This window comes from Nitrospirillum guanabarense, from assembly GCF_034653355.1.
Taxonomy (GTDB): domain Bacteria; phylum Pseudomonadota; class Alphaproteobacteria; order Azospirillales; family Azospirillaceae; genus Nitrospirillum.
The window spans coordinates 1,479,393-1,505,901 of record NZ_JAYEER010000004.1; the positions used below are offsets into that span (position 1 = coordinate 1,479,393).

A 26,509-nucleotide genomic window follows, 5' to 3' on the forward strand; every position below is an offset into this window, starting at 1 on the left:
GATATTCCCTGCCGGCCGCCCAAGGCTGCTACGCGGGATCCGCCATGGGGGATTGCTGACGGTTGCGCCGGCGCAACGCCCGCTCCAGTTCCTGGATGCGGCCCTCCACGTCGACCATCCGTTCCGACGTCACCTCCAGCGCGCGGTCGTCATAGACGTAACTACCGGGGTGCTCCGCCTGCCAGTGGCCGACAACCGCATCCCTCTCTTGCAAAAGTTCAACGATTTCATCGCGATACAGGCTGACCAGGGCGGTGATCCAACAATTCAGCGGCCAGGACGGCCGGGCGTGGTCGACCTGGAAACCGTCCAGCATGCGCACGACGTCGGCCGCGGCGTACCAGGTTTCGCCCGTCACCCAGCGGTTGGTGGTGAACAGCCGCGTCACCCGGCCCATGCCGTTGACGGAAATCCCCACCAGATGGCTAAGCGCCGCGTTGCCGTCGGGGTCGGGCCGGAGATCGGGCAAGGGCGCCGGCGCCACGCCCTCCGGCATGCCCAGGGGCCGCATAAACGTGTGAAAGTGCCCCACCTCCTCCCCAACCAGTTCCAACTCCGGGTGGGCATGGAAGTAGAATTGGGCGTGGTATTCGCTGTCGTAAACGTCGCCCGGCGGGTGGTGGTGCCAGGCCTCCAGCGGCGGGGTGGCGTCGCGCAGGACCTCGCTCAGCACCGTGTCGCCCGTCTTGGCCAAGGCCCGCGTGCACAAGCTGACCTCGCGCGCGGCGTCGACCAGCCGGACCAGCGTCTCATACGGCAGGCCATCGACAACGGAACTGCCGCGCGCGGGGCCCCGGAGGAAGGGCATGGCCGTCCCCTTCCCTTAAACGCCGCCGCCCGCGCGCCGCCCAGGCTGCAGGGCCCATTCGGCGACCTGCCGGGCCAGCGTGTGGAAAGCCTCGTCATAGGCCGCCAGCACGGCGGGGAAACCCGTGGACTTGGCCGGCATCCGGATTTCGAAGCCCTGGCTTTCCTGGATGGTGCGGCGTGGCAGCGTCACCATCTTGCACTGGACACGGACATGCACGGTGGGCACGTCCTCCACCGTCGCGTGGGGATACTCCGCCTGGAAATCACGGACGTCGGTCAGCAGGACATAGTCGGCGCGCAGGCCGGAGCCTTCTCGTCCCACGCCCGAGACACGGCCGGAATACTCGAAGGACTCGATCAACAGGCCCTGCACCATCTCCGGCATCGGGTCCTGCCACTCGGCATCGAAATAACCGAAGTCCCCCTCCAGGCGGCTCAACGCGATCCGCGTGGTGTTCAGCACCGACGTGGTGGTGGGCACCCCCACCAGCAGTTGCCAGCCCACCGGCGGCGCCGGCGAGAACTCGCGCGCGGCCGTCAGCCGCACCACGTGCGGCGGGCTGTCGAACACGGAACAGGCGGGCAGCGACCCCAGCGCCAGGCCGCCACCCATCACCCCCATCCCGCGCGCCAGCAGGCGGCGGCGGCTCATCGCACCCTTGTGGGTCCCCCTCATTTCACCTCCACCCCACGCTGCCGGCCACCGAACAGGAAGCCGGACGGATCGTTCTCGATGCGGTTGGTCACCCGCGACAGGTTGTTGCTGAGCGTGCGCAGGTCACCGATCAGCTGGGTCAGGTCGTAAAGGCCGCTGGAGGTGAAGTCGCGAATGGGGCCGCAATTCTCCTCCACCATGCCGCGCAGCTGTTCCACCGTCTGGTTCAGGTTGCGGGTCAGGACCTTCACGTCCTCCGCCGACTGGTTCAGGTTGCCGCTGATACGCTTGGCGTCGCTGCCCACCGTGGTCACGGTGGTGCGGGTGTCGACCAGCAGCGCCTCGGTCTGCTTGCTGATCTCGCGCACGCTGCCGCGCAGCTCGTTCACCAGGTGGCCGGCATCCTGCACCGTGCCGTTGGCCGCGCCGGCGGTGGAGGCCAGGTTGGCCAGCATGGAGGCGAAGGCCTTCTGGTTGTCGGGCGTCATGAAGCCCGCCAAGCTATCCGACAGCTTGATCAGGTTTTCCAGCAGGTGCGGCGCCTCCTGCAACAGCGAGGCGATGTTGCTGGGGCGCGACGGGATGACGGGCACGTCCACGTCGTTCTGCGTCTCACGCAGCAGCGGCGCCTCCTGGCTGCCGCCGGCGATCTCGACATAGACGCCGCCGGTCACGCCCACCGGTTCCAGCGAGGCCACGGCGTCGGACTTGATGGGGGTGTCCTTCGGCACCTCCACCTTCACCTCGATGCGTTCCACGTTGCCGGGATCGATGCGGATGTCGGTGACCCGGCCCACGGCCACGCCGCGATAGCGCACGGGGCTGCCCGCCACCAGGCCGGTGACGGAGCCGGAGAAATAGATGCGGTAAGGGGTCGACGCCTTGTCGAACTGGACCTTGGCCAGCCAGACGATGGCGATGAACAGGGCCGCCGTCAGTGCCAGGATGAACCCGCCGACGAGCGCGTAGCTGGCGCGCGTTTCCATGTGAATTCAGCCCCTAACTGCTCAGCTCTTCACGGCCGCGCGGCCGCGCGGTCCATGGAAGTAGTCATGGATCCAGGGATGCGTGTCCGCCAGCAACATGTCAATGGTTCCCACCCTCATCTTACGGTCGACCAGCACCGCGATGCGATCGCAAATGGCATAAAGGCTGTCCAAATCATGGGTAACCATGACGACGGTCAGGCCCAAGCTGCGCTGTAATGTCCCGATCAGCTCATCGAAGGCGGCGGCGCCGATGGGGTCCAGGCCGGCCGTTGGCTCATCCAGGAACAGGATTTCCGGATCCAGCGCCAGGGCGCGGGCCAGGCCGGCGCGCTTGCGCATGCCGCCCGAAAGCTGGGACGGGTATTTGGAGCAGCTGTCCGGCGGCAGGCCCACCATGGAAATCTTGATGCGGGCCAGTTCCTGGATCAGGCAGTCCTCAAGATCCGTGTGTTCCTTCAACGCCACCATGACGTTCTCCGCCACGGTCATGGAGCTGAACAGGGCGCCGTCCTGGAACAGCACGCCCCAGCGGCTCTGGATAGTGCGACGGGCGGCGCTGTCGGCCGTCCACATGTTGGTGCCCAGCACCTCCACCCGGCCGGCGGTGGGGCGCAACAGGCCGATGATCTCCTTGAGCAGCACCGACTTGCCGGTGCCCGAGCCGCCGACCACGCCCATGACCTCGCCCCGGCGCACGTCCAGGTCCACGCCGTCGTGCACCGTCTGGCGGCCGAAGCGCGTGACCAGGCCCCGCACCTGGATGACCGGCGCGACGTTGTCTCCCACCGGGTCTCCCACCGGGCCGCCCCCCTCTGAGTTGCCAAGGCTCATCGGCGCCTCTCAGATCTTGAGATAGGAGAAGAGGATGGAGAACAGCGCGTCGAGCACGATCACCAGGAAGATGGATTCGACCACCGAGCGGGTGGTCAGCTTGCCCACGCTTTCGGCGCTGCCGGTCACGTTCAGGCCCTCGAAACAGCCGACCAGCGAGATGACCATGGCGAAGACCGGCGCCTTGATCAGGCCCACCAGCATGGTGGTCGGGCTGACGGCCACCTGCAACTGCCGCAGGAACTGGCCCAGCGTGATGTCCAGGGTGCCGTAGGACATGACGGCGCCGCCGAACAGCCCCACCACATCAGCGTAGAAGCTGACCAGCGGCAGGGCCACGAACAGGGCCGCCAGGCGGGGCAGCACCAGCATCTCGATGGGATCCAGCCCCAGCACCTGCATGGCGTCCACCTCCTGGTTCACCTTCATGGTGCCGATTTGCGCGGTGAAGGCGGAACCGGAGCGGCCGGCGACGATGATGGAGGTGATCAGCACCCCCAGTTCGCGCAGGATGCCGATGCCCAACAGGTTGACGACGAAGATTTCAGCACCGAATCGGCGCAGCTGGTCGGCGCTCTGATAGGCCAGCACGACGCCGATCAGGAAGGTCAGCAGGCCGATGATGGGCAGGGCGTTCAGGCCCACCTGCTCCAGATGAAAGAAGAAGGCTGTCCAGCGGAAACGGCGCGGATCGCGGGCCACGCGGGCGATGGTGATGAACACCAGCCCGAAGAAGCTCAGCAACTGGAACGCGTCCTGGGCCAGGCTGAAGGCGCCCTTGCCCACCCGTTCCAGCAAATCATGGAAAGGCCGATGCGGCGTGGTGACCTCGGGATGGCGCACCACGGCGCGGCGCACGTCGCGCAGCAGGGTGCACTGGGCCATCGTCGCACCGACCACGGCCACCGTCTCCCCCTCCGCGCGCAGGCGTTCGATCAGGCGATCCAGCACCAGGGCGCCGGCGGTGTCCATGCCCGACAGGCCGGAGAGGTCCAGCAGCACCTGGCCCGGCTTGCGCTCCGGCTTCAGGCGCGTCAGCGCCATGTCCAGGCGCTCCGCCCCCGCCAGGTCCCAACGGCCAAGGGCGGCCAGCAACCAATGGTCGCCGTCCCATGCCGTCTTGATCACGCCGCCGCCTGCCGCCGCCATCTCGCCCCTTCGCCGGCCCGCCCCTTTACTGGGCCGGCCCCTGCCGGCCCCCGCCCCCATCCTGACAGGGGCGCCGGGCGGCCTTGCTCGTCCTTCACTTGACAGAAAGGCCCGCTGCGGGTCAACAGCAGCGGCCGCGAGATGCCCATCCGGACCATCCGGACGGGGCGGCGCGGCTTGGCGCTGGCATGCCGGACCAGCCTCCCCTATGATTTCGCGCCCCGGCACCGGGGCGCATCCGTTTTCCCCGAGGCCTTCCCCCATGGACCTGAAAAGCCACATCCGCGGCGTCCCGGACTATCCCAAGCCCGGTATCCTGTTCTACGACATCTCGCCGCTGCTGGCCCATTCCGATGCCTGGGCGGTCGCCATGGGCCGCATGGCGCGGTTGATCCAGGAGACGGGCGTCGACTTCCTGGTGGGCATCGAGTCCCGCGGCTTCCTGATGGCCGCCCCCCTGGCGCTGAAGCTGGGCTTGGGCTTCGCCATGGTGCGCAAGAAGGGCAAGCTGCCGGGCGACGTGGTCCGCCACTCCTACGATCTGGAGTACGGCAGCGACACGGTGGAAATCCAGGCCGACCTGGTGAAGCCCGGTCAGCGCGTGGTGGTGGTGGACGACCTGCTGGCCACCGGCGGCACCATGAGCGCCGCCATCAAGCTGCTGCGTGACGTGGGCGCCGACGTGCGCGCCGCCGGCTTCCTGATCGAGCTGGACTTCCTGGAAGGCCGCAAAAAGCTGGATGTGCCTGTTTTGTCGCTGCTGAACTACGACAAATAGTTGGTTTAGTTCGCCCTCGTCGGGCGCGGCCATCCGGCCGCTTCGCTTCCTCGCTGCGCCCCCCTTTACACTAACTGGGCGGTGCTCGGCATCCGGCGGACGCGGTCGCGTCCTACAACGGCATGAGTTAAAGCTCATGCCGTTGACTGGGACTCATCGGTTTGCGGCCTCGCTGTCGTGCCAGCGCCGGAGCGCCAGGCGCTGCATCAGCGACAGCAGGGCGAAGATCGCGATGCCCAGCAGGGACAAGAGCGCCAGGGCCGCGAACATGCGCGGGGTGTTCAAACGGTTGCTGGCATCCACGATGCGCCAGGCCAGGCCGCTGCCCGTCCCCGAGCCCGCCACGAATTCCGCCACCACCGCGCCGATGAGCGCCAGCCCGCCCGAGATCTTCATGCCGGCCAGCAGGTAAGGCAAGGCCGAGGGCAGCTCCAGCCGCCACAGCACCTGCCATTTGCTGGCGCCATAGAGGCGGAACAGGTCGCGCAGGCCCGTGTCGGCGGAGCGCAGGCCCAGGGTGGTGTTGCCCAGGATGGGAAAGAAGGCGACGATCCACGCCAGGATCAGCTGCGCCAGATCCACCCGCTCATACCCCACCCAGACCAGCAGCAGGGGCGCTATGGCCATTACCGGCGTCACCTGCAGAATGACGGCGTAGGGATAGAGGGCGGAGGCCAGCAGCGGCGACCGGGTGAACAGGATGGCCAGCGCCACCCCGCCCGTCACCGCCAGGGCGAAGGCCTGCAAGGTCACGGTCAGCGTGAACCACAGCGACAGGCCCAGCGTCTCAGGATCAGCCAGCAGAGCCGCCACCACGGCGCTGGGGGGCGGCAGGACGAAGGCAGGCACGGCCAGCAGGCGCACCAACCCCTCCCACCCCGCCAGGACGATCACACCCAGGATGACCGGCGCCAAGCGGCGCAGCGCGCTCATGCCGCCCCCCGCATGGCGTCGGCCAGAGCCAGGGATACCGTGCGGCACGCGGCGGCGTATCGGGCGTTGGTGCGCAGGGACTCGTCCCGGGGATAGGGCAGATCCAGCGGGATGTCGGCATGGATGCGTCCCGGCCGGGGGGCCATGACGATGGCGCGGTTGGCCAGGTACACGCCTTCATAGACGCTGTGGGTCACGAACATGGCGGTGAAGCGCTGCTCCCGCCACAGGGCCAGCAGGTCGTCGTTCAGCTTCTGACGGGTGATCTCATCCAGCGCCGCGAACGGCTCATCCATCAGCAGCAGGCGCGGACGGGTGACCAAGGCGCGGGCGATGGCGGCGCGCATCTTCATGCCGCCCGACAGTTCGCGGGGATAGGCCTGGGCGAAATCGGCCAGCCCCACCTGGGCCAGCAGGGCGCTGACGCGGGCGTCGGCCACGGCGCGCGGCACCTTGGCCAGATCCAGCGGCAGGCGGACATTGTCCTGGATGCGGGCCCAAGGCATGAGTGTCGGCTCTTGAAAGACCATGCCAATACCACCGGCGGCGGGTGGCTGGGACCAGGTGATGCGGCCGGCCGTGGGCGCCACCAGGCCGGCCACATGGCGCAGGATGGTGCTCTTGCCGCAGCCGCTGGCCCCGACGATGGCCAGGAATTCCCCGTCACCCACGGCCAGCGAGATGTCGGTCAGCGCCAACGTCCCGTTGGGATAGCGCTTGGTCACGCCCTGCAGTTCCAGGAAGGGTGCCGGCCCCTGCCCCATCATGTGATCCCGTCTCCAGCCGATGCGGCTTTAACCTTTACCCATGCCGAGAGCGGCGCGCCACCCTTGCTAGACCGGCCGGGGTAGCCGATCATGGTAAAAGCCTTCTGTCACGGGCGGGTTGAATGGGGCGGCGAATCCCGCTACCTGATAAGGGTGGGTGGATGGGCCGCCGGTCTGGCCCCCGCCTTGTTCGTTCCCAAGGAGATCCTGGTGACCCTGCCGATCCGCTTCGACGACGAAGAACCCGACGCCCCCGAGTCCGCTCCGGAAGGCGGCAAGGAGGAGAAGTCCAAAGGCGCGCCCTTCTCCCCCGTGGCCCAAAGCCTGTTCAAGAGCCGCACCATCCTGCTTTTCGGTGAGATCAACCAGAAGATCGCCGAGAGCACGGTCGCCCAGCTGCTCGCCATGGCGGCCGAGAGCGACGACCCCATCCGCCTGGTGATCAACTCCCAAGGCGGCCATGTCGAAAGCGGCGACAGCATCCACGACGTGCTGCAGTTCATCCGCCCGCGCGTCCTGGTCCTGGGCACCGGCTGGGTGGCCAGCGCCGGCGCGCACATCTTCCTGGGTGCGGCCAAGGAAAACCGCTACTGCCTGCCCAACACCCGCTTCCTGATCCATCAGCCGATGGGCGGCACCGGCGGCCAGGCCACCGACATCGCCATCGAGGCGCGCGAGATCGTGAAGATGCGCAAGCGTCTGAACAGCATCATCGCCCGCGAGACCGGCCAGCCGCTCGAGAAGATCGAGCAGGACACGGATCGTAACTTCTGGATGTCGGCGGAAGAGGCCAAGGACTATGGCATCGTCACCCACATCATCAGCAAGGCCGACGATCTGAAGTAAACCCTTGAGCTTCAGAGGCCCGATGCCTTGAGACGTCGATAAAAGCCGCCTTCGCCCCCCGGCGCCGGCGGCTTTTTCTTGGCCCCGATTTCCGGGTCTGGAGTTCCGCGCATGTCCGACACCGCCGCCTTCCCCCTATTTTATCCCACCTACCAGCCCTTCACGGGGGAACGGTGGGAGCTGCGGCTGGCGGCATTGGTCATCTGCCCCGGCTATTGGTCGGGACCGCGCATGGTGGAAAACATGGCGGCGCTGATCCGCCACGACAGCGGCAATACCCGCGCCTGGATGTCGATGACGCCCATGGAAACGGAAAGCCAGGAAATCGGCTGCCAGCTGGCCAGTGGTCGTACGGTGGTGATGGGCATGGGCATGGGCTGGGCCGCCGCCAACGCCGCCCTGAACCCCGCCGTCACCGCCGTCACGGTGGTCGAGTTCGACGCGGAAGTGCTGACGGCGGTGGAACAGTCCGGCATCTTCCGCCAACTGCCGCCCGAGGCCGCCGCCAAGATCACCATCCACCAGGGCGACGCCCACACCTGGACGCCGGTGGACGGCCGGCCCTTCGACACCCTGCTGGCCGACATCTGGCTGCCGCTGCATGGCCTGGACCGTGAGGCCCAGGTGCGGACCATGGCCGCCAACACCGGCGCCACCCGGATCTATTTCTGGGGCCAGGAGATGAACATGGCCTGGCGTCTGAAGGAGCTGGGCCTGCTGGTGGACGCCGCCGGCATCGCCCGCGTGGTGGCGGAATGGGGCCTGCCTCTGCTGGGCCCCGACCAGCCCAACTATGCGGAACGGGCGGCGGCGGCGGCCGAACGCTGGCTGCGCGCGCCCGAATAAACCTAAAGCGAAAGGTCATCCCGTGGCGTCATGGCTCCTGCTGCAACGCAGCATGACAGCGCTTACCTATTTTCGGCGATGCTAGGGGCATCCAGACAGCGCCCGCCGATCCGGAGTGGTTCCAGTGCCCTTGCCCCTGCTCGCCCTCGCCATCGCCTCCTTCGGTATCGGCACGACCGAGTTCGTGATCATGGGCATGCTGCCGGACTTGGCGCAGGACCTGCGCGTCACCATCCCGCAGGCCGGCATGCTGGTCACCGCCTATGCCTTGAGCGTGGTGGTGGGCGCCCCCATCCTGGCGGTATCGACCGCGCGGCTGCCGCGCAAGAGCGCGCTGATCGGCCTGATGGGCATCTTCATCTTCGGCAACTTCTGCTGCGCCGTGGCGCCCACGTACGGACTGCTGATGACAGCGCGCATCATCACCGCCCTGTCGCACGGCACCTTCTTCGGCATTGGCGCCGTGGTGGCGGCCGGCCTGGTGCCGCGACACAAGCGGGGCCAGGCCATATCCCTGATGTTTTCCGGCCTGACGCTGGCCAACGTGCTGGGCGTGCCCCTGGGTACGGCGCTGGGCCATGAGCTGGGCTGGCGCGCCACCTTCTGGGCCGTGGTCGCCATCGGCGTCATCGCCGCCGCCGCCCTGACCCTGTGGCTGCCGCGCGGCCTGCCCGGCAGCAGCGGCGGCAGCCTGCTGGGCGAGTTCCGCGTGCTGGGCCGCCCCCAGGTCGCCATGGCCATGATGATCAGCGTCATCTCCTCCGCCAGTCTGTTCAGCGTGCTGACCTACATCACCCCGCTGCTGGAGCGTGTCACGGGCTTCACCCCCGACCAGGTCACCTATGTCCTGCTGCTGTTCGGCGTGGGCCTGACGGTGGGCAACCTGGTGGGCGGACGCCTGGCCGACTGGAAGATGATGCCCGTGGTCATGACCACCTTCGGCATCATCACCCTGATCCTGGTGGCCTTGGTGTGGACCAGCGCCACGCCCCTGGGCGTGGTGCCCACCCTGGTGCTGTGGGGCATCGCCGCCTTTTCCGTCGGCTCCCCCTTGCAGATGCGGGTGGTGGATCAGGCGCGCGGCGCGCCCAACCTGGCGTCCACCCTGAACCAAGGCGCCTTCAACATGGGCAACGCGCTCGGCGCCTGGTTCGGCGGCATCGCCATCGACCATGGCGTCGCCTACGGCCATCTACCCTGGCTGGGCGCCGGCCTGGCCGTCTGTGCCCTCAGCCTGACCGCCATCGCCGCCGCCACGGACAAGGGCGGCACGCGTGCGGATGGCGTGCAGGACGACGACGCCTGCCCCGGCTTCGCGCATTGACGTCGCTTCGGTAAAAAATTTTAGCCCCGCCTGGAATAATCCACCGGCGGCGGCGTCAATGGGGGGTGCGGCCCCCTTGGGGGCCCGTTTCCATGGCCGAAAGGGACCCCGCCCATGCCTGGCTACCGAGTTCAGGACATCCTCAGCCGCCGCAGCCTGGTGTCGCTGCTGGCCATCGCCGCCGTCGCGGGCGGGGCCACCGCCGCCTTCGCCTATGCTGGCGGTTGGCTCGACCCTGGCCGGCTGCAGCCCGCCAAGATCGTGAACGCGCTGGAGGGCCATGACGGCAAACACGAGGGCTTCCGCCGCGCCCATGCCAAAGGCCTGTGCGTGGTCGGCCATTTCGAGGGCAACGGCCAGGGCCTGACGCTCAGCAAGGCCAGCCTGTTCCGCCAAGCCACCACCCCGGTCATCGGCCGCTTCTCGCTGGCCGGCGGCGTGCCCAACGCCGGTGACGGCCGCGTCACCTTCCATAGCCTGGCGCTGAAGTTCGACCTGCCGCGGGGCGAGCAGTGGCGCATGGCGCTGAACCATGTGCCCGTCTTCCCCGTAGCCACGCCGCAGGCCTTCCTGGACTTCCAGCTGGCGACCACGCCCGACCCCGCCACCGGCAAGCCCGACCCGGCCAAGGTGCAGGCCTATATGGCCCAGCATCCGGAGACCAAGGCCTTCGCCGACTATATGGCCAAGGCGCCCCTGCCCTCCAGCCTCGCCAATGCCAACTACAACAGCGTCAACGCCTTCCGCTTCACCAACGACCAGGGCCAGACCCGGCTGGCGCGCTGGATCTTCACGCCCGAGGCCGCGTTCGAGGAGCTGGACAAGACCACGCTGGCCGATCGGCCGCGCGACTTCCTGTTCGACGAGGTGGCCGGCCGCCTGGCCCAAGGCCCGCTGGTCTGGCACCTGTCCATCATCCTGCCCAATGCCGGCGACCCCACCGACGACGCCACCAAACCCTGGCCGGACGACCGCCAGCGGGTGGAGGTGGGCACCCTGACCATCGACCGGGCGGTGACCGAGGAGGACGGCCCCTGCCGCGACGTGAACTTCGACCCCACCATCCTGCCGGCGGGCGTGGCGCCCTCCGACGATCCGCTGCTGGCCACACGCTCCTCCGTCTACGCCGTGGGCTACACCCGCCGCACGGGTGAGCCGGCGGCGGCCAGCGCGCTTGCCGCCGACAAGGCTTTCCCCGCCCCTGCTTCCAGCCAGCCCGCCGCGAAGGAGTCCGCGCAATGAAGTCGACCACGTTCAGCGCCGCCGCCCGGCTGTTGCACTGGCTGATGGCCGTCCTGATCATCGCCATGCTGTTCATCGGCGTGGGCATGGTCTCCACCGTCGGGGTTAGCCACAACTGGCTGGTGCCGCTGCACAAGTCGGTGGGCGCCACCCTGCTGCTGCTGGTGCTGATCCGCCTGGTCGTGCGCGCCACGAAGGGCACGCCCCCCCTGCCGGTCGACATGCCGGCGCCGCAGAAGGCCATCGCCCACCTGTCGCACCTGGTGCTGTATGCCCTGATGATCGCCCTGCCGCTGGTGGGCTGGTCCATGCTGTCGGCCGGCGGCTATCCCATCACCGTCTGGGGTGCTGTGCACCTGCCGCCGCTGCTGTCGCCGGACAGGGGACTGTACGCGTCCTTGCGCCACCTGCACACCTACCTGGCGTACGCCTTGTTCCTCACCGTGATCGCCCACTTGTCCGCCGCCTTGATGCATGCCTTCATTTTCAAGGATGGCGTGTTCCAGAGCATGGCGGCTTGGCGCACCCGTCGCTGACGGCGGAACCCGGGAACCAAGGGGCGCGGGCCATGAAGGACATGATGCTGCTGATCGAGCCGCAGATCCCGCCGCTGCGGCGCTACGCCCGGGCGCTGGTGAAGGATCACGCCACGGCCGACGACCTGGTGCAGGACTGTCTGGAACGGGCCATCACCCGCTGGCACCAGCGGCGGGAGGATGGTGACGCCCGCACCTGGCTGTTCACCATCCTGCACAACCTGGCCGTCAGCCACATGCGTCAGAACCGGAGGCGCGGCGGCCATGTCACCCTGGACGACGGGGTGGACGAGGCCATGATCGCCCGACCGGCCACACAGGAGGACGCGCTGCACCACGCGGACGTGATGCAGGCCCTGCAAACCCTGCCCGAGGAGCAGCGCAGCGTGCTGCTGCTGGTGTCGGTGGAAGACCTGACCTATGCCGAGGCGGCGCGGGTGCTGGACATTCCCATCGGCACCGTCATGTCCCGCCTGGCCCGGGCGCGGGAGAAGCTGTTGCAGAAGATGGAAGGGACATCGGCCCCGGCACCCCCGAAAGGCGCCACCATCCATCGGCCCGTTTTTGGCGCTGGAATTTTCAGGAGAGTGAAATGAAGGCCGGCCGCCCCATCACCGAGGAAGACTTTCAGGCCTATGTCGACCACGCCTTGGACGAACAGCGCCGGGCGGAGGTGGAGGAGTACCTGTCCACCCGCCCCGACGCCGCCCGGCGCGTGGCCGCCTATACCGCCCAGGGCGAGGCCTTGCGCGCGGCCCTGGCCCCCACCGCGGAGGAGCCGGTGCCTGACCGGTTGAACCTGGCCCGCCTGATAGAGGCGCGACAGCGCCGGCAGGCGCGCTCCTGGCAGTCGGGCCCCTGGCGCAATATCGCCGCCGCCGTGGCGCTGGTGCTGGTGGGCGGGGCCGGCGGCTGGTCCATGCATGGCATGACCGTCGGCAAGGCGTCGATGAACCCGGAAAACATGCTGACGCAGGAGGCCATGGACAACTACCGCGTCTATGCCGCCGACGCGGTGCGGCCGGTGGAGATGCACGCCGGCGAGCAGGAACAACTGCTGCGCTGGGTGTCGCAGCGGCTGGACCGCAAGGTGGCCGTGCCCGACCTGTCGGCCTCCGGCTATCGCTTCATGGGCGGCCGCCTGGTTGCCACCGCCCATGGGCCGGGCGCCATGTTCTTCTACGACGACAGCAGCGGCAACCGCATCGCCATGCTGGTGCGGCCCATGAAGCACGATGGCGACGCCCCCATGACGGAGCACCAGAAGGACGAGGTGGGGGGCGTCACCTGGTGCAACCGCGGCATGGGCTACAGCCTGGTGGCCGACGCCTCCGCCCAGGCGCTGCACCCCCTGGCGGATGAGGCGCGACGGCAGCTGCGCACCAAGATTTGAGCTTTCGCGGGAATGGTGGCGAACCAAACGCCACCTTCGTGCTTGTACAGATCGGTTAGTGGACCGCAACGGCAACCATACGGTTGCTGTTTCCGTCTCGGCAGGCTATAAAACAGCAACCAGGAGGTTGCGCAAATGTCCGATCATATTCGCAAGCATATCGAGCTGAAGGCCCCCATCGAACGGGTGTGGCGGGCCCTGACGGATCATGAGGAGTTCGGCACCTGGTTCCGGGTGAAGCTGGACGGGCCCTTCGTCCCGGGGCGGGAGGCGACGGGCCTGATCACCCACCCCGGCTATGAGCATGTGAAGTGGCGGGCCACCGTGGTGCGGATGGAGAAACCGCACCTGTTCTCCTACACTTGGCATCCCTATGCCGTGGATCCGGAGAAGGACTACTCGGGCGAAACACCGACCCTGGTGGAATTCAAGCTGGAGGAACGCCTTGGGGACGACGGGACGGACGGCACCTTGCTGACCATCACCGAAAGCGGCTTCGACACCCTGCCCGACAACCGCCGGGTGGAGGCGCTGCGCATGAACGAGGGCGGCTGGACGGCCCAGGCCCACAACATCCGCGCCCACATCGAGGGGCCGCTGAATGACTGAGGCCGTCGCGGCGGCCAATCCCGCCGCCGTCTTCGCCGCCTTGGGCGATCCCACCCGCCTGTCCCTGCTGTCCCGGCTCAGCGATGGGCACGCGCGGTCCATCGCCGCCCTGTCGGCCGATACCACCCTGACCCGCCAGGCGGTGACCAAGCATCTGCATGTGCTGCAGGATGCCGGCCTGGTGGCCAGCGTGCGGGTGGGCCGGGAAAGCCGCTTCGCCTTCCGTCCGGAACCGGTGGCGGCGGCGCGCGGTTATCTCGACACCGTGTCGGCGCAATGGGACGACGCCCTGTCCCGCCTGCGCGCCTTCGTGGAAGGCTGACCTACAGCGCCGCCCAGAAGGCCTCGGCGGTAGCGGAGCGGTGGCGTGTGGGGCGGAACAGGCGGATCTCCACCTCGATGGCGAACGCGTCGGCACCGGCGTCCACCAGGCGGCCCGCCGCCAGGTCGTCCACCACCAGGGAAGCCGGCAGCCAGGCCAAGCCCTGGCCTTGCCGCGCCATGGTCTGCAAGGTGGCCGCCAAGGGCGCCGCGAACACCGGCGCCAGCGCCAACAGATCTCCATGCGTCGCCGTCAAGATGCGGGCTAGGCCAGAGGCCTCGCTGTAGGCCAGCAAAGGCACCGCCGCTTCACCCGGCAACGTCCAGCGGGGCGTGCCCGTGGCGTCGGGCGCGCAGACGGGCACCAGCCGGTCGGTCCCCACCACCCGGCTGTCGAAGGCGCCGGGCGTCAGGCCTGTGGGAACGCCCGGCCGGGTGTGGCACAGCAGGAAATCGGCGTCACCCGCCAGCAGGATGCGCTCGCAGGCCGCCATGGTGTCAGACATCAAACTCAAGGTGCCCAGGCTTCCCAGGTCCGCCATCGACCGGATCCAGCCGGGGAAAAAGGTGAAGGACAGGGCATGGGTGGCGGCGATGGCCAGGGCCGTCCCCTCCCGCCCCGCGGCCTTCAGGGCGTCGCGCCGCATCTGGTGCAGGTCGCGCGTCAGGCCGGCCGCCTGGGCGTGCACCACCTCCCCCGCCGCGGTCAGGGACAGGCCCTGGGGTGCGCGCACCACCAGGGGGACGCCCACCCACTGCTCCAGCGCCTGGATGCGGCGGCTGAAGGCCGGCTGGGTGACGTTGCGGGCCATCGCCGCGCGGGAGAAATTGCGCCGCTCCGCCAGGGCCAGCAAATCCTCCAGCCAGGTGAGTTCCATGGATGATGCCGATCCTGCATGGGGAGAACCACTCTTGGCATTGGCCAAGCGACTCCATCAGAGCTTATCTCATCGAAGGATTTCAGCAAAATCGAGCACCGTCAGGATCAGGGGAGTGATGCTGAATGCGCATCGTTGACGTTCGTGAGATCACCCAGCCGATCGCGTCGCCCATCCGCAACGCCTACATCGACTTCAGCAAGATGACGACCAGCCTGGTGGCGGTGGTCACCGACGTGGTGCGCGACGGCCGGCCAGTGATCGGCTATGGCTTCAACTCCAATGGCCGCTACGGCCAGGGCGGCCTGATCCGGGAGCGGTTCCGCGACCGCATCCTGCAGGCCGACCCCGCCAGCCTGCGGGATGACACCCGCGACAACATCGACCCGGCCAAGGTCTGGGCCGCGATGATGACCAATGAAAAGCCGGGCGGGCACGGCGAGCGCTCCGTCGCCGTGGGCACGGTGGACATGGCGGTGTGGGACGCCGTGGCCAAGATCGAGGGCAAGCCCCTGTTCCGGCTGCTGGCCGAGCGGCACGGGCGCGTGGCCGCCCCCCGCGTCTTCGTCTACGCCGCCGGCGGTTATTATTATCCCGGCAAGGACACCACCGCGCTGCGCGCCGAGATGCGCGGCTATGTCGACCGTGGCTACACCGTCGTGAAGATGAAGATCGGCGGCGCCTCCATCGCGGAGGACCGCGCGCGCATCGAGGCGGTGCTGGCGGAGATCGGGTCGCAGGCCCAGTTGGCCGTGGACGCCAACGGCCGCTTCGACCTGGAGACCGCCATCGCCTACGCCAAGATGCTGCGGGACTATCCGCTGTTCTGGTACGAAGAGGCGGGCGACCCGCTGGACTACAGCCTGCAAGCAGCATTGTCGGAGTTCTACCCCGGCGCCATGGCGACGGGGGAGAACCTGTTCTCCCACCAGGATGCGCGCAACCTGCTGCGCCACGGCGGCATGCGGCCTGATCGCGACTGGTTGCAGTTCGACTGCGCCCTATCCTACGGCTTGGTGGAATACCTGCGCACGCTGGACGTTCTGGCGCAGTTCGGCTGGTCGCCGTCGCGCTGCATCCCCCACGGCGGGCACCAAATGTCGCTGATGATCGCGGCCGGCCTGGGCCTGGGCGGCAATGAAAGCTACCCCGACCTGTTCCAGCCCTATGGCGGCTTCCCCGATGGCGTGCGGGTGGAGGATGGGCATGTGGTGCTGCCTGAACTCCCGGGCATCGGCTTCGAGGGCAAGTCCGACCTGATCACGGTGATGCGCGGGCTGGCGGCCTGACCCCAGCATCCCGGAGGAAGGCCGGCCAGGGCGGCGAAAGCCCTGGCCGGCCCCCCTTTTTCGGGCGCCCTCAAAAAAAGTTCAAAAAATGTTGGGGGGCCGGGAATAAAGCCCGTCGGCCGGCGTCTTATTGGCATCCCCAGCGCGGGAAAGACCAAACTCCCTCAACGCGATGCCAAATTAAAGGAGCTTAGGCCATGAACACCCGGACTCTGTCTGCGTCGATCAAGACCACCGTCGCCGCCGCCCTGATGGGCGCCGCCGCCTGCGCCGCCCCCGCCTTCGCCACGCCGGCGGCCGCCCCGCAAGCCGCCACCATCCAGCACACCTGCGAACAGACCCTAGGCCTGACCGTCAACGACAGCGGCTACGCCGCCTGCGTCGCCGCCTTGACCCAGGCGAGCGCCGCCAGCACCCAGCCCCAGACCCCCGCCAACATCGCCTGCGCCGACGTGGGCCTGGCCCCGGGCGGCGCCGACTACGGCCGTTGCGTCGCCAACCTGGATGGTGCCCTGACCCAAGCCCAGCTGTCCGCCAACTGAGCTTCCGCCGGCGCCTGAGGCCGGCGACCTTTTAAAAATCCGCCCTTGAAACCCGACCCTTTCAACATGGAGTAAAGGCCATGAACACCTGGACTTTGCCGATGTTTATTAAAACCGGCGTTGTCGCCGCCCTGATGGGTGCGGTCGCCGTCACCGCCCCGGCCTTCGCCGCTGCCCCGCTGACGGTCACCGTCACGGCCGTCAACGCCGCCACCGTCCAGCACGCCTGTCAGACGACCCTGGGCTTGACCGTCAACAACACCGATTACACCGCCTGCGTCGCCACGCTGACCCAAGCCGTGGCCGCCACCCTGCCCCAGGCCCAGCACCCCTCGCCCACCGGCAGCGCCTGCGCCGAAGTGGGCCTCGCGCCCGGCACCAACGACTTCGAGCGTTGTGTCGCCAACCTGGACGGCGTCCTGAACCAGGTCCTGCTGGCCCCGAACTGACCGCCTCCTTCGGCCCGGCGCCCATCGCAGGGGCGCGGGCCGCCGGCCCTCACATCAGCACGTGGCCCTTGGGCCGCGGCAGGGGCGGCAGATCCGTCTCGCCCAGCGCTTCCCGCAGGTTGATCTCCATGGTGTCGGCCAGCGCCTCGATGGGCAGGGCGTTGGGCCGGGCTCCGAACGGTTCCTCCAGCTCATCCCCCAGGGCGTCCAGGCCGAAGAAGGTGTAGGCGACCAGCCCGGTGATGAAGGGCGTGCCCCAATGCAGCACGTCGGCGAAACCGAAAGGCAGCAGGAAGCAGAACAGATAGGCCGTGCGATGCAGCAGCAGGGTATAGCCAAAGGGCACCGGCGTGTTGCGGATGCGCTCACACGCCGCCAACACCGCCGACAGGCGGCCCAGCGTCCCTTCCAGTACCGTGTACTGGATGTCGGTGACATGGCCGCCGGCCAGCAGCTCCGCCAGCGCCTGCCCCATCTGGCGCAGCAGGAAATCAGGCCGGTTGCGGCTGGCCTCGAAGCCCGCCAACTGTCCGGCCGACAGGAAGCGGCGGGGCTTGGTCGCGTCGCCGCCCGGCCGCAGATGGCAGACGAGGGCGTGGCCGAAGGCCATGGCCAGGCGCAGCAGCTGGCGCCGCGCGGCCCCCGGCTCGCCGCCCCGATCCAGCATCAGCGTCTGCCGGCCCAGGTCGCGCACGGCATAAAGCAGCTGCCCCCAATCCTTGCGCGCTTCCCACCAGCGGTCGTAGCAGGCGTTGTTGCGGAAGCCCAGAAACACCGACAGGGCGATGCCCAGCAGGGCGAAGGGCGCACCGTTGAACGCGGGCGCCCAGCCAGGATGGGCGATGCGCGCCCACACCACGCCCACCGACAGCACGAAGATGACCAACACCTGCGGCAGGATGCGCAGGACGATGGAGCCACGCAGGATGAAGAACAGCCGCAGCAGGCCGGGCCGGTCCCGGACGATCATGATGAAAGCTTCCGTCTGACAAAGACCGCCGGCCTCGTGAGGTTAAGGAGACCGGCGGCGTTCCGGACGATGCGCCCGCCGCCGCCCCAAATCCAAACGCAAAATCAGGCGGCTGCCATCCGCTTGAAGACCTCGGCCTTCACGTCCGGCGCCGTTGTGGCGCAAAAGTAAAAATACGGCCGAATTCTACAAGTATTCACAAAAATAACATCGTCGATTGTTCTATAAACAACTGATTTATTCAATCCAGAAAAGCCCCATACCCCTACAAAAGATACACACGCCGTTGGTGCGTCAAACACTCACGTCCCCAGCCTTGAAGGAGATCATGCTATGTTGAAGTCTTCCGTCGCCATCGTGGCCGCCCTATTCGCCTTGGCCGCCCAGCCGGTCCTGGCCGCCGACGCCATGCCGACCGTCACCGTGCATCCGTCCATAGACCGCGCCTGCCAGGACGCCCTGCACGTCAGCCCCGCCGACACCCAGTACGCCGCCTGCGTCGCCAGCCTGACGCAGACCCTGTCGATGACCAAGAAGATGCATGAGCAGCGCAGCCAGACCGCCTGCGGGGAAGCCGGCCTGACCGCCGGCACGGAAGCCTACGACCGTTGCGTCACCAACCTGAGTGGGGCGCTGCAGCAGGCCCAGACGACCGTCAATTGATGAGCGACCGCACCCACGCCGCAGCCGCCACCCTCAGGGGCGCGGCTGCTGCTGGGTGATGCAATGGATGCCGCCGCCGCCGCGCACGATGTCCAGCGCCGGGACCTGCACGATCTGGCGATCGGGATAGAGGCGGCTGAACAGCTTGGCGGCCTCCGCATCCATGGGGTCTTCGAAGGCGGGCAGGACCACGCCGCCGTTGGCCAGGTAGAAGTTGGTGTAGGATAGGGTCAGGCGCACGCCCGCCTGTTCCTGGCGCGCCGGCGTGCGCAGGGTGACGATGTCCAACTCCCGTCCCTGGGCGTCGGTCGCCATGGACAGCCGCTCGATATTGTCCTGGAAGGTGTCGAAGTTGGGATCGTCGGGATCGTCCGTGGTCATGGCCAGCACCAGGCCCGGACGGATGAAGCAGGCGATCTCGTCGATGTGGCCGTCGGTCTCGTCCTGCTCATACCCCCGGCCCAGCCAGATGACCTGGCGAATCCCCAAAAAGTCGCGCAAGTGCCCCTCGATCTCCCCCCGCGTCAGGCCGGGGTTGCGGTTGGGGTTCAGCAGGCATTCCTCGGTGGTGAGCAGCGTGCCCTCGCCATCCACATGGAAGGAACCGCCCTCCATGATCAGCGGCGCCTTGAAGCGGGGAAGTCCCAAGCCCTTCAGGATTTCCGCCGCCACCTGGGTATCGGCCTCGAAATCATCGTAGTTGCGGCCCCAGGCGTTGAAATCCCAGTCCACCCCGCCGATGCTGTCCTTGCCGTCGATGACGAAACTGGGGCCGTTGTCGCGGATCCAGCTGTCGGACAGCGGCACCGGGATGACGCTGACCGGCGCGCCCGAGCACAGGATGGAGGCGTCGGCCACCTCCCCCGGCGGGGCCACGATGGTCACCGGTTCGAACTGCGCGATGGCCTTGGCCACGGCGGCATAGGCCCGGCGGGCGGCGTCCAGCCCGTTGGGGAAGGTCTCCGCCCGGTTGGGCCAGGCCATCCAGCAGCGGTCGTGCGGATGCCACTCACCGGGCATGACGAAGCCCGCCGCAGCGGGGGAACCGGGGGTGTAGGTCATGGCGTCCGATCCTCCACCGCCCCGGATCGGGGCGGTTGCAAAGAATAGTATTCCGCCTGGGCTACAGGCTGGCAATCAGCGCTTTGGATGAGAGGGTTAGACCCGTCCCGCCTGGCTTTCCTCACGCTCGCGGATGCGGGCGCGGCGGGCCTCAAGGAAACCCGCCAGGCCGATGCCGGTGGCGACCACCGCCACCACGATGGTGGCCAGCGCGTTGATCTCCGGCTTCAGGCCCAGACGGATGGAGGAGAAGACGATCATCGGCAGGGTGGTGGAACCCGGGCCGGAGACGAAGCTGGTGATGACCAGATCGTCCAGCGACAGGGTGAAGGCCAGCAGCCAGCCCGAGACGATGGCGGGCGCGATGATGGGCAGGGTGATGACGAAGAACACCTTGGCCGGCCGCGCGCCCAGATCCATCGCCGCCTCTTCCAGCGAGGCGTCCATGCTGACCAGGCGCGACTGGATGACCACGGCCACGAAGGACATGGTGAAGGTGATGTGCGCCAGGATGATGGTCAGCACGCCGCGTCCCGCCGGCCAGCCGATCAGCTGCTCCGCGCTGACGAACAGCAGCAGCAGCGCCAGGCCCATGATGACCTCGGGCATGACCAGGGGGGCGGAGATCATGCCGGCGAACAGGGCACGGCCGCGGAAGGCGCCGAAGCGGGCCAGCATCAGCCCCGCCAGCGTGCCCAGCACCACGGCGCCGCAGGCGGTGGCGAAGGCGATGCGCAAGGACAGCCACGCCGCCTCCAGCATCTGCCCGTCCTGGATAAGCTCGTGGTACCAGCGCAGAGAGGCACCGGTCCACACCGTCAACGAGCGGTTGTCGTTGAAGGAATAGACCACGAGAAGGACGATGGGCAGGTACAGGAAGGCCAGGCCCACGCCCAGCAGCACCATCGGCAGGCGGGACTTTTTCATCGGGCGGCTCCCTTGTCCTGCTCGCGGCCCTGGAAGTGCTGGAAGATCATGATGGGGCCCACCAGGAAGGCCAGCAGGGCGATGGCGACCGCCGAGGCCGAGGGCCAGTCACGGCTGTTGAAGAACAGGTTCCACAGCTCACGCCCGATCATGAGCGTATCGGACCCGCCCAGCAGCGAGGGGATGACGAACTCACCCACCGCCGGGATGAACACCAGCAGCGAGCCCGCCACGATGCCCGGCAGCGACAGCGGCAGGGTGATGGTCAGGAACGCCTTCCAGGGCTTGGCACCCAGGTCGGCCGCCGCCTCCAGCAGCGTGTGGTCCATCTTCTCCAGCGTCGCGTACAGCGGCAGGATCATGAACGGCAGGTAGGAATAGGTGATGCCGATATAGACCGCGAGGTCCGTGTACAGGATCTTCAGAGGTTCATGGATGATGCCAAGGCTGAGCAGCAGGTTGTTCAGCAGCCCCTCATCCTTCAAGATGCTCATCCACGCGTAGACGCGGATGAGGAAGCTGGTCCAGAACGGCAGGATGATCAGCATCAGCAGCGGCCCGCGCCGCTTCTCGGGCGCCGTGGCGATGGCGTAGGCCATGGGGTAGCCGATGAAGAGGCAGCACAGCGTCGAGACGAAGGCGATCTTCAGCGAGTTCAGATAGGCCAGCACGTACAGGTCGTCGTCGAACAGCGCCTGGAAGCCGCTGAAGCGGATGTGCACGTCCAGCCCGCCGTCCACCCACTCGATCAGCTTGGTGAAGGGCGGAATGCCCACCGCCGGTTCCGCCACGCTGATCTTGAGCACGATCAGGAAGGGGATGAAGAAGAACAGGACCAGCCAGGCGTAGGGGCCCAGGATCACGCCACCCCGGCCGGTGAGGCCCAGGCGTCGGGTGGCGCGCAGCACGCGGTCCTTAAGGGTGCGCGGCGCCACGGACGGCGGGACGGCGGACGGCTGCGGTGCGGCGGAAGGCGGAGGTACGGCCAAGGCGGGTCCCCTCCCCTCAGTCCGTCAAGACGACGCCGGCGAACGGGCGCCAGCTCAGCCAGACCTCATCGTCCCAGGTGATGGGCAGCTCGGTGCGGCGGGTCACGTTGGGCGCCGTCGCCCGCACGCGCTTACCGGAGGCCAAGTCGATCTGGTAGATGGAGATGTCGCCCAGATAGGCGATCTCGCGCACCACGCCGCGCGTGACGTTGCGGCCGCCGTCGGCCTCCGCCGGCTTTTCCTTGGTGATGCTGACCTTCTCCGGCCGGATGGCGACCCAGCAGTGGCTGCCCGCGGCCAGATGGGCGGTGTGGGTGACATAGAGGTCGCAGCCAGCCTCCGCCGAGCGGATGAGGGAGTGGTCAGGCTCCGACTCCACGATGTTGCCCTCGAACATGTTCACCGACCCGATGAACTCCGCCGTGAAGCGGCTGTTGGGGTATTCGTAGATCTCGGTGGGCGTGCCCACCTGGGCGATGGCGCCATGGTCCATGACCGCGATGCGGGTGGACATGGTCATGGCCTCCTCCTGGTCGTGGGTCACAACCACGAAGGTGACGCCCAGCTTTTCCTGGATGTTCACCAGCTCGAACTGGGTCTGCTCGCGCAGGCGTTTGTCCAGGGCGCCCAACGGCTCATCCAGCAGCAGCAGCTTGGGCTTCTTGACCAGGGAGCGGGCCAGCGCCACGCGCTGCCGCTGGCCGCCGGACAGTTGGTGCGGCTTGCGCTTGGCGAAGGGGGTGAGCTTCACCAGTTCCAGCATCTCCGCCACGCGGGTGCGGATTTCATCCTTGGGCACACCGTCCTGGCGCAGGCCGAAGGCCACGTTGTTCTCCACCGTCATGTGGGGGAACAGGGCGTAGGACTGGAACATCATGTTGACCGGTCGGTCGTAGGGCGGGATGCCCGCCATGTCGACGCCGTCGATGAAGATGCGGCCCTCGGTCGGCTGCTCGAACCCCGCCAGCATGCGCAGCAGCGTCGTCTTGCCCGACCCCGACCCACCCAGCAGCGAGAAGAACTCCCCCCGGTAGATCGACAGGCTGACATTGTCCACGGCCGTGAAGTCGCCGAAGCGCTTCGTCACCTTCTCGATCCGGATGTACGGCTTGGCGGCCGGATCATGCCAGGGCTCGAACTTGAGGGCCGGGCTTTTGCCGGCGGGGCCGGCGGCGGCCGGCCGGGGGCGAGGGTCGGGGGCGTCGGACATGAGGCGGCGGATCACGATGCTGGAAGTGGGCCCGATGGCGGACGTCCGATAGGCGCTTCCTGAATGAGGGAACCGCCTGCCCGGAATAGCGTTCCGAACCTGCTGAATGCCAGGGCGCGCCCCCGCTGTCCATAGGAACTATGGGGTCCGCGGCCCTGGGCCGCGCGTTTTTTCGCAGGTGCGATTTCGCGCAAAAATGCCAAGGATGCGAGAGCGCCGAAGGCTCAAGAGAAAGGGGCGCCCCGACGGGCGGCGCCCCTGTTCCCTTGGCCCCCGGAAACCGGCTCAGCGGCCGGTCTTGACGCGGGTCCAGGTGCGGTTGCGCTCCTGCTCCGCCCGCTGGGCCAACTGCTTGATGGTGAACAGCTTGTCCATCACGTCCTTGGGCGGGTAGATGCGGGGGTTGTCCTTGATCTCCGGCTTCAGCAGGGGCAGCGAGGCCGGCACGGCGTTGGCGTAGGAGACGGCGTTGCTGATGCCCGCCATCACCTTGGGGTCCAGCATGTAGTTGATGTAGGCGTAGGCCTCGGCGACGTTCGGCGCCCCGGCCGGAATGGCCAGGGTGTCGAACCACAGCTGGGCGCCTTCCTTGGGGATGGCGTAGTCGATCCTGACCTTGCCGCCGGAGCGGGCCTGGGCCTGCAGCACGTCGCCGGAATAGCCGATGGCGACACAGGCGTCGCCGCTGGCCAGCGGGTCGATGACGGAGGGGACGAAGGTCTTGATGTACGGGCGGATGCTGGACATCAGCTCGCCCGCCTTCTTCACGTCGTCCGACTTCTCGCTGCTGGGCGGCAGGCCGAGATAGTTCAGGACGGAGGGCAGGATGTCGGCCGGGCTGTCCAGCACGACGATGCCGCAGCTGGCCAGCTTCTTGGCGCTTTCCGGATCGAACACCTGCTTCCAACTGTCGATGGTGGCGGTGCCCAAGGCGGCCTTCACCTTGTCCGGGTTGTAGCCGATGCCGACGGTCCCCCACTGGTAGATGGCGGCGTACTCGTTGCCCGGGTCCACCTCCGCCAGGCGGGCCATCAGGACGGGGTCCAGGTTCTTCAGGTTGGGGATCTTGGACTTGTCCAGCTTCTGCACCGCCTGCGCCTGGATGAACTTGCGCAGGGTGGGCTGGGCCGTGGGGACAATGACGTCGTAGCCGGAATTGCCCGTCAGCAGCTTGGCTTCCAGCGTCTCCAGGTCGGTGTAGACGTCGTACTTGGTCTGGATGCCGGTGGCCTTGGTGAAATCGGCCAGCGTGGTTTCGCCGATATAGTCGGTCCAGTTATAGACGTGGACCGTCTTGCTCTGTGCCCAGGCGGCACCGGTCACCGCCACCACCAATCCCGCCAGCAGCGGCACCAGCTTCTTTTTCATCCACGTCCCCGTTCTTGGAAATCGGCCGGGCCCCATCGGACATCCCGTTGCAGGCCCTGGTCGGCGGCATTTGCACCCCATGCGACAGGCCCTGTCAAGCAGCGGGGACGGCCTGTCGCCTATTTGTACTACACCCTGTGAGCAGGCTAGTGCCCCATGGGACAAGCTGCGGAAAATACTGGCCCCTTTGGGGATCTCGGCGGCGATCAGGTCGGCGTGCCCCGCGCCGCGATCTCCCGCGTTTCAGGCGTGAGCGGCCGCGCCTCCTTGCCGGCCTGGAACAGGGGCATGGGCTTGGGCTCCTTGGGCCGGAACTGGTTGAAGCCGGTCAGTTTGCCGCTGGCCTGTTCCAAGGCCACACGCTCCTGATCACGCCGCCGCACCTCATCCGCCGTCTCGCGCGCTTCTTCCTCGGACAACCCCAGGAACTCCAGCGCGCCCTGGCCGAAGGCTAGCGCCAATTCCAGGGTTTCGCGCACCTGCAGGTCCACGCCTGCCGCGATCAGGTGCAGGGTGTGGCGGCGGTCGTAGGCGCGCACCAGCAGGCCGGCGTGGGGGAAGCTCGACTTCACCAGGTCCACGATCTTGTTGGCGGTGTCCTTGCCGTCCACGCACACCGCCACCGCCCGGGCCCGCCCGGCGCCGGACGCGTGCAGCACGTCCAGGTTGGTGCCGTCGCCGTAATAGATCTGGAAGCCGAAGCTGGCGGCCGCCTGGATCATCTCCACATCCGTGTCGATGATGGTGACATCCAGTCCGCGCGCCAGCAGCGTCTGGCTGACCACCTGGCCGAAACGGCCGAAGCCGATGATCAGCACCGCGCCGTCGAGGCCATCCGGCCGCGCCAGGCCGGCGGTGTCCGGCGCCGGTTCGGGCAGCAGGCTCCACACCAGGCGCACGGTCATGGGCGTCAGCACCATGGACAGGATGACCGTGGCGGTCATGACGGCATTGACCTGCCCGTCCAGCACGCCGACGCCCATGCCAGCGCCGTAGAGCACGAAGGCGAACTCACCCCCTTGCGCGAACAGGGTGGTGCGCTGGATGGACTCCCGGCCATCGGCGCCGGAGATGCGGGCCACGGCATAGATGCCGGCCGCCTTGGTGACGACGCAGCCCGCCAGCACCAGCAGCACCATGCGCCACTCCGCCGCCACCACGGAGAGATCCAGCGACATGCCCACCGCCATGAAGAACAGGCCCAGCAGCAGGCCGCGGAAGGGCTCGATATCCGCCTCCAGCTGATGGCGGAAGCCGGAGCCGGACAGCAGCACCCCGGCCAGGAAGGCGCCCATGGCCATGGACAGGCCGCTGCTTTCCATCAGCAGGGCCGCCCCCAGCACCACGGCCAGCGCCGCCGCCGTCATCGCCTCACGCACCCGGGACCCGGCCAGCAGGCCGAACAGCGGGTTCAGCACCCAGCGCCCGGCGACGATGACCACGGCCACGGCGGCGGCGGCCACCGCCACGCCCACCCAGCTGCCGCGCAGATCGTGGCTGGCCTCCGGCGCCAGGAGCGCCACGACGGCCAGCAGCGGCACCACCGACAAATCCTCCAGCAGCAGGATGGACATGGCGCGCTGGCCGAAGGGGGTCGACATCTCCCCCTTCTCCTCCAGCGTCTGGATGATGGCGGCGGTGGAGGATTGGGCGAAGCCCATGGCGGCGACGAAGGCCACCGCGGGCGGAAAGCCGGCCAGCACGCCGGCGATGGTCATGAGCGCGCCGCAGACGGCCGCCTGCGCCACGCCCAGGCCGAAGATCTGGCGCCGCAGGGTCCACAGCTTGGCCGGCCGCATCTCCAGCCCGATGAGGAACAGGAACATGACGACGCCCAGCTCGGCGAAGTGCAGCACCGCCGCCGGATCGGCCAGGATGCGGAAGCCGAAGGGGCCGATGGCCAGGCCGGCGGCCAGATACCCCAGGATGGAGCCGAAGCCCAGCCGCTTGAACAACGGCGCGGCCACCACGCCGGCGCCCAGCACGGCCACGATCTGCATCAGGTCGACGCCGGACGACGTGTCGGTCACGCGGGATACCCCCAAGCTTGCCCCAAAAAGGTCCCCGCCCGAATGGTTCGGGGCCCGATGGCTGGACCCTAACAAGGATGCGACGCACCCAGCAAGGAAAGGG

At 67.9% G+C, this 26,509-nt stretch carries 29 protein-coding genes; 14 read left to right on the forward strand and 15 right to left on the reverse strand.

The window, feature by feature from the left end:
- Nucleotides 1-28 precede the first annotated feature (28 nt).
- The 5 genes from UAA55_RS24815 to UAA55_RS24835 are packed head-to-tail and all read right to left on the reverse strand — an operon-like array spanning nt 29 to nt 4,434.
- Nucleotides 29-808 (reverse strand): DUF6969 family protein, encoded by a 780-nt coding sequence (locus UAA55_RS24815; protein WP_322956135.1) that lies wholly within the window; start codon nt 806-808, stop codon nt 29-31.
- Between the two features lie 15 nt (nt 809-823).
- The gene (locus UAA55_RS24820) at nt 824-1,486 is read right to left on the reverse strand and encodes an ABC-type transport auxiliary lipoprotein family protein (RefSeq protein ID WP_322956136.1); all 663 of its coding nucleotides are present in this window, start codon (nt 1,484-1,486) and stop codon (nt 824-826) included.
- Nucleotides 1,483-2,451 (reverse strand): MlaD family protein, encoded by a 969-nt coding sequence (locus UAA55_RS24825; protein WP_322956138.1) that lies wholly within the window; start codon nt 2,449-2,451, stop codon nt 1,483-1,485. Before UAA55_RS24825 ends, UAA55_RS24820 begins: the two co-directional genes overlap by 4 nt.
- A 21-nt stretch (nt 2,452-2,472) precedes the next feature.
- Entirely contained in the window at nt 2,473-3,240 is a 768-nt protein-coding gene (locus UAA55_RS24830; RefSeq protein ID WP_322956140.1) for an ABC transporter ATP-binding protein, read from the reverse strand.
- Between the two features lie 54 nt (nt 3,241-3,294).
- Nucleotides 3,295-4,434 (reverse strand): MlaE family lipid ABC transporter permease subunit, encoded by a 1,140-nt coding sequence (locus UAA55_RS24835; RefSeq protein WP_322956141.1) that lies wholly within the window; start codon nt 4,432-4,434, stop codon nt 3,295-3,297.
- Between the two features lie 262 nt (nt 4,435-4,696).
- Here UAA55_RS24835 and UAA55_RS24840 point away from each other — a divergent pair, with 262 nt between their 5' ends.
- Nucleotides 4,697-5,212 carry an adenine phosphoribosyltransferase gene (locus UAA55_RS24840; RefSeq protein WP_322956143.1) on the forward strand — a complete coding sequence of 172 codons (516 nt, stop codon included), beginning with the start codon at nt 4,697-4,699 and terminating at the stop codon, nt 5,210-5,212.
- 153 nt (nt 5,213-5,365) lie between these two features.
- Here UAA55_RS24840 and UAA55_RS24845 read toward each other — a convergent pair whose 3' ends face one another.
- Both UAA55_RS24845 and UAA55_RS24850 read right to left on the reverse strand, forming a co-directional pair.
- Complete coding sequence (locus UAA55_RS24845) at nt 5,366-6,145, reverse strand: ABC transporter permease (RefSeq protein ID WP_322956145.1); 780 nt, start codon at nt 6,143-6,145, stop codon at nt 5,366-5,368.
- On the reverse strand, nt 6,142-6,912 hold the full coding sequence (locus UAA55_RS24850) for an ABC transporter ATP-binding protein (protein WP_322956147.1): 771 nt from the start codon (nt 6,910-6,912) through the stop codon (nt 6,142-6,144). Before UAA55_RS24850 ends, UAA55_RS24845 begins: the two co-directional genes overlap by 4 nt.
- A 210-nt stretch (nt 6,913-7,122) precedes the next feature.
- Between UAA55_RS24850 and UAA55_RS24855 the strand changes: the two genes are divergently transcribed.
- The 9 genes from UAA55_RS24855 (at nt 7,123) to UAA55_RS24895 (ending at nt 14,030) form a co-directional block, all read left to right on the forward strand.
- Complete coding sequence (locus tag UAA55_RS24855; protein WP_416235224.1) at nt 7,123-7,758, forward strand: ATP-dependent Clp protease proteolytic subunit; 636 nt, start codon at nt 7,123-7,125, stop codon at nt 7,756-7,758.
- Nucleotides 7,759-7,869: 111 nt separating this feature from the next.
- Entirely contained in the window at nt 7,870-8,604 is a 735-nt protein-coding gene (locus UAA55_RS24860; protein ID WP_322956148.1) for a hypothetical protein, read from the forward strand.
- Between the two features lie 124 nt (nt 8,605-8,728).
- Nucleotides 8,729-9,928, forward strand: coding sequence for an MFS transporter (locus UAA55_RS24865; protein ID WP_322956150.1), 1,200 nt, complete (start codon nt 8,729-8,731; stop codon nt 9,926-9,928).
- Between the two features lie 114 nt (nt 9,929-10,042).
- Entirely contained in the window at nt 10,043-11,170 is a 1,128-nt protein-coding gene (locus tag UAA55_RS24870; RefSeq protein WP_322956151.1) for a catalase family peroxidase, read from the forward strand.
- Nucleotides 11,167-11,706 (forward strand): cytochrome b, encoded by a 540-nt coding sequence (locus tag UAA55_RS24875; RefSeq protein ID WP_322956152.1) that lies wholly within the window; start codon nt 11,167-11,169, stop codon nt 11,704-11,706. The genes UAA55_RS24870 and UAA55_RS24875 overlap by 4 nt, the downstream gene beginning before the upstream one ends.
- 32 nt (nt 11,707-11,738) lie before the next feature.
- The gene (locus UAA55_RS24880) at nt 11,739-12,302 is read left to right on the forward strand and encodes a sigma-70 family RNA polymerase sigma factor (protein WP_322956154.1); all 564 of its coding nucleotides are present in this window, start codon (nt 11,739-11,741) and stop codon (nt 12,300-12,302) included.
- A complete protein-coding gene (locus UAA55_RS24885) occupies nt 12,299-13,099 on the forward strand; it encodes an anti-sigma factor family protein (RefSeq protein ID WP_322956156.1) in 801 nt (266 codons plus the stop codon). Before UAA55_RS24880 ends, UAA55_RS24885 begins: the two co-directional genes overlap by 4 nt.
- 135 nt (nt 13,100-13,234) lie before the next feature.
- Nucleotides 13,235-13,708 (forward strand): SRPBCC family protein, encoded by a 474-nt coding sequence (locus tag UAA55_RS24890; protein WP_322956157.1) that lies wholly within the window; start codon nt 13,235-13,237, stop codon nt 13,706-13,708.
- The gene (locus UAA55_RS24895; protein ID WP_322956159.1) at nt 13,701-14,030 is read left to right on the forward strand and encodes an ArsR/SmtB family transcription factor; all 330 of its coding nucleotides are present in this window, start codon (nt 13,701-13,703) and stop codon (nt 14,028-14,030) included. The genes UAA55_RS24890 and UAA55_RS24895 overlap by 8 nt, the downstream gene beginning before the upstream one ends.
- 1 nt (nt 14,031) lies before the next feature.
- Here the strand turns inward: UAA55_RS24895 and UAA55_RS24900 are convergent, their stop codons facing one another.
- Nucleotides 14,032-14,907, reverse strand: a complete 876-nt coding sequence (locus tag UAA55_RS24900) for a LysR substrate-binding domain-containing protein (protein WP_322956160.1) — start codon at nt 14,905-14,907, stop codon at nt 14,032-14,034.
- 125 nt (nt 14,908-15,032) lie between these two features.
- Between UAA55_RS24900 and UAA55_RS24905 the strand changes: the two genes are divergently transcribed.
- The 3 genes from UAA55_RS24905 (at nt 15,033) to UAA55_RS24915 (ending at nt 17,187) form a co-directional block, all read left to right on the forward strand.
- On the forward strand, nt 15,033-16,196 hold the full coding sequence (locus tag UAA55_RS24905) for a mandelate racemase/muconate lactonizing enzyme family protein (RefSeq protein WP_322956161.1): 1,164 nt from the start codon (nt 15,033-15,035) through the stop codon (nt 16,194-16,196).
- A gap of 197 nt (nt 16,197-16,393) precedes the next feature.
- Nucleotides 16,394-16,738, forward strand: coding sequence for a hypothetical protein (locus UAA55_RS24910; protein ID WP_322956162.1), 345 nt, complete (start codon nt 16,394-16,396; stop codon nt 16,736-16,738).
- Between the two features lie 80 nt (nt 16,739-16,818).
- Nucleotides 16,819-17,187 (forward strand): hypothetical protein, encoded by a 369-nt coding sequence (locus UAA55_RS24915; protein ID WP_322956163.1) that lies wholly within the window; start codon nt 16,819-16,821, stop codon nt 17,185-17,187.
- A 49-nt stretch (nt 17,188-17,236) separates the two neighbouring features.
- Here UAA55_RS24915 and UAA55_RS24920 read toward each other — a convergent pair whose 3' ends face one another.
- A complete protein-coding gene (locus tag UAA55_RS24920) occupies nt 17,237-18,157 on the reverse strand; it encodes a bestrophin family protein (RefSeq protein WP_322956165.1) in 921 nt (306 codons plus the stop codon).
- Between the two features lie 333 nt (nt 18,158-18,490).
- Between UAA55_RS24920 and UAA55_RS24925 the strand changes: the two genes are divergently transcribed.
- Nucleotides 18,491-18,820: a hypothetical protein gene (locus UAA55_RS24925; RefSeq protein WP_322956167.1), complete on the forward strand. Its 330-nt coding sequence runs from the start codon at nt 18,491-18,493 to the stop codon at nt 18,818-18,820.
- Between the two features lie 33 nt (nt 18,821-18,853).
- Here the strand turns inward: UAA55_RS24925 and UAA55_RS24930 are convergent, their stop codons facing one another.
- The 6 genes from UAA55_RS24930 to UAA55_RS24955 all read right to left on the reverse strand — a co-directional run bounded on the left by UAA55_RS24930 (nt 18,854) and on the right by UAA55_RS24955 (nt 26,406).
- Nucleotides 18,854-19,882 carry an agmatine deiminase family protein gene (locus tag UAA55_RS24930; RefSeq protein WP_322956168.1) on the reverse strand — a complete coding sequence of 343 codons (1,029 nt, stop codon included), beginning with the start codon at nt 19,880-19,882 and terminating at the stop codon, nt 18,854-18,856.
- A 96-nt stretch (nt 19,883-19,978) separates the two neighbouring features.
- Entirely contained in the window at nt 19,979-20,809 is an 831-nt protein-coding gene (locus tag UAA55_RS24935) for an ABC transporter permease subunit (RefSeq protein WP_322956170.1), read from the reverse strand.
- Nucleotides 20,806-21,717: an ABC transporter permease subunit gene (locus tag UAA55_RS24940; protein WP_322957760.1), complete on the reverse strand. Its 912-nt coding sequence runs from the start codon at nt 21,715-21,717 to the stop codon at nt 20,806-20,808. Before UAA55_RS24940 ends, UAA55_RS24935 begins: the two co-directional genes overlap by 4 nt.
- A gap of 97 nt (nt 21,718-21,814) precedes the next feature.
- Nucleotides 21,815-23,008 carry an ABC transporter ATP-binding protein gene (locus tag UAA55_RS24945; protein WP_322956172.1) on the reverse strand — a complete coding sequence of 398 codons (1,194 nt, stop codon included), beginning with the start codon at nt 23,006-23,008 and terminating at the stop codon, nt 21,815-21,817.
- Nucleotides 23,009-23,293: 285 nt separating this feature from the next.
- On the reverse strand, nt 23,294-24,376 hold the full coding sequence (locus tag UAA55_RS24950) for a polyamine ABC transporter substrate-binding protein (protein ID WP_322956173.1): 1,083 nt from the start codon (nt 24,374-24,376) through the stop codon (nt 23,294-23,296).
- Nucleotides 24,377-24,582: 206 nt separating this feature from the next.
- Nucleotides 24,583-26,406 carry a monovalent cation:proton antiporter-2 (CPA2) family protein gene (locus UAA55_RS24955; protein WP_322956174.1) on the reverse strand — a complete coding sequence of 608 codons (1,824 nt, stop codon included), beginning with the start codon at nt 26,404-26,406 and terminating at the stop codon, nt 24,583-24,585.
- Nucleotides 26,407-26,509 lie beyond the last annotated feature (103 nt).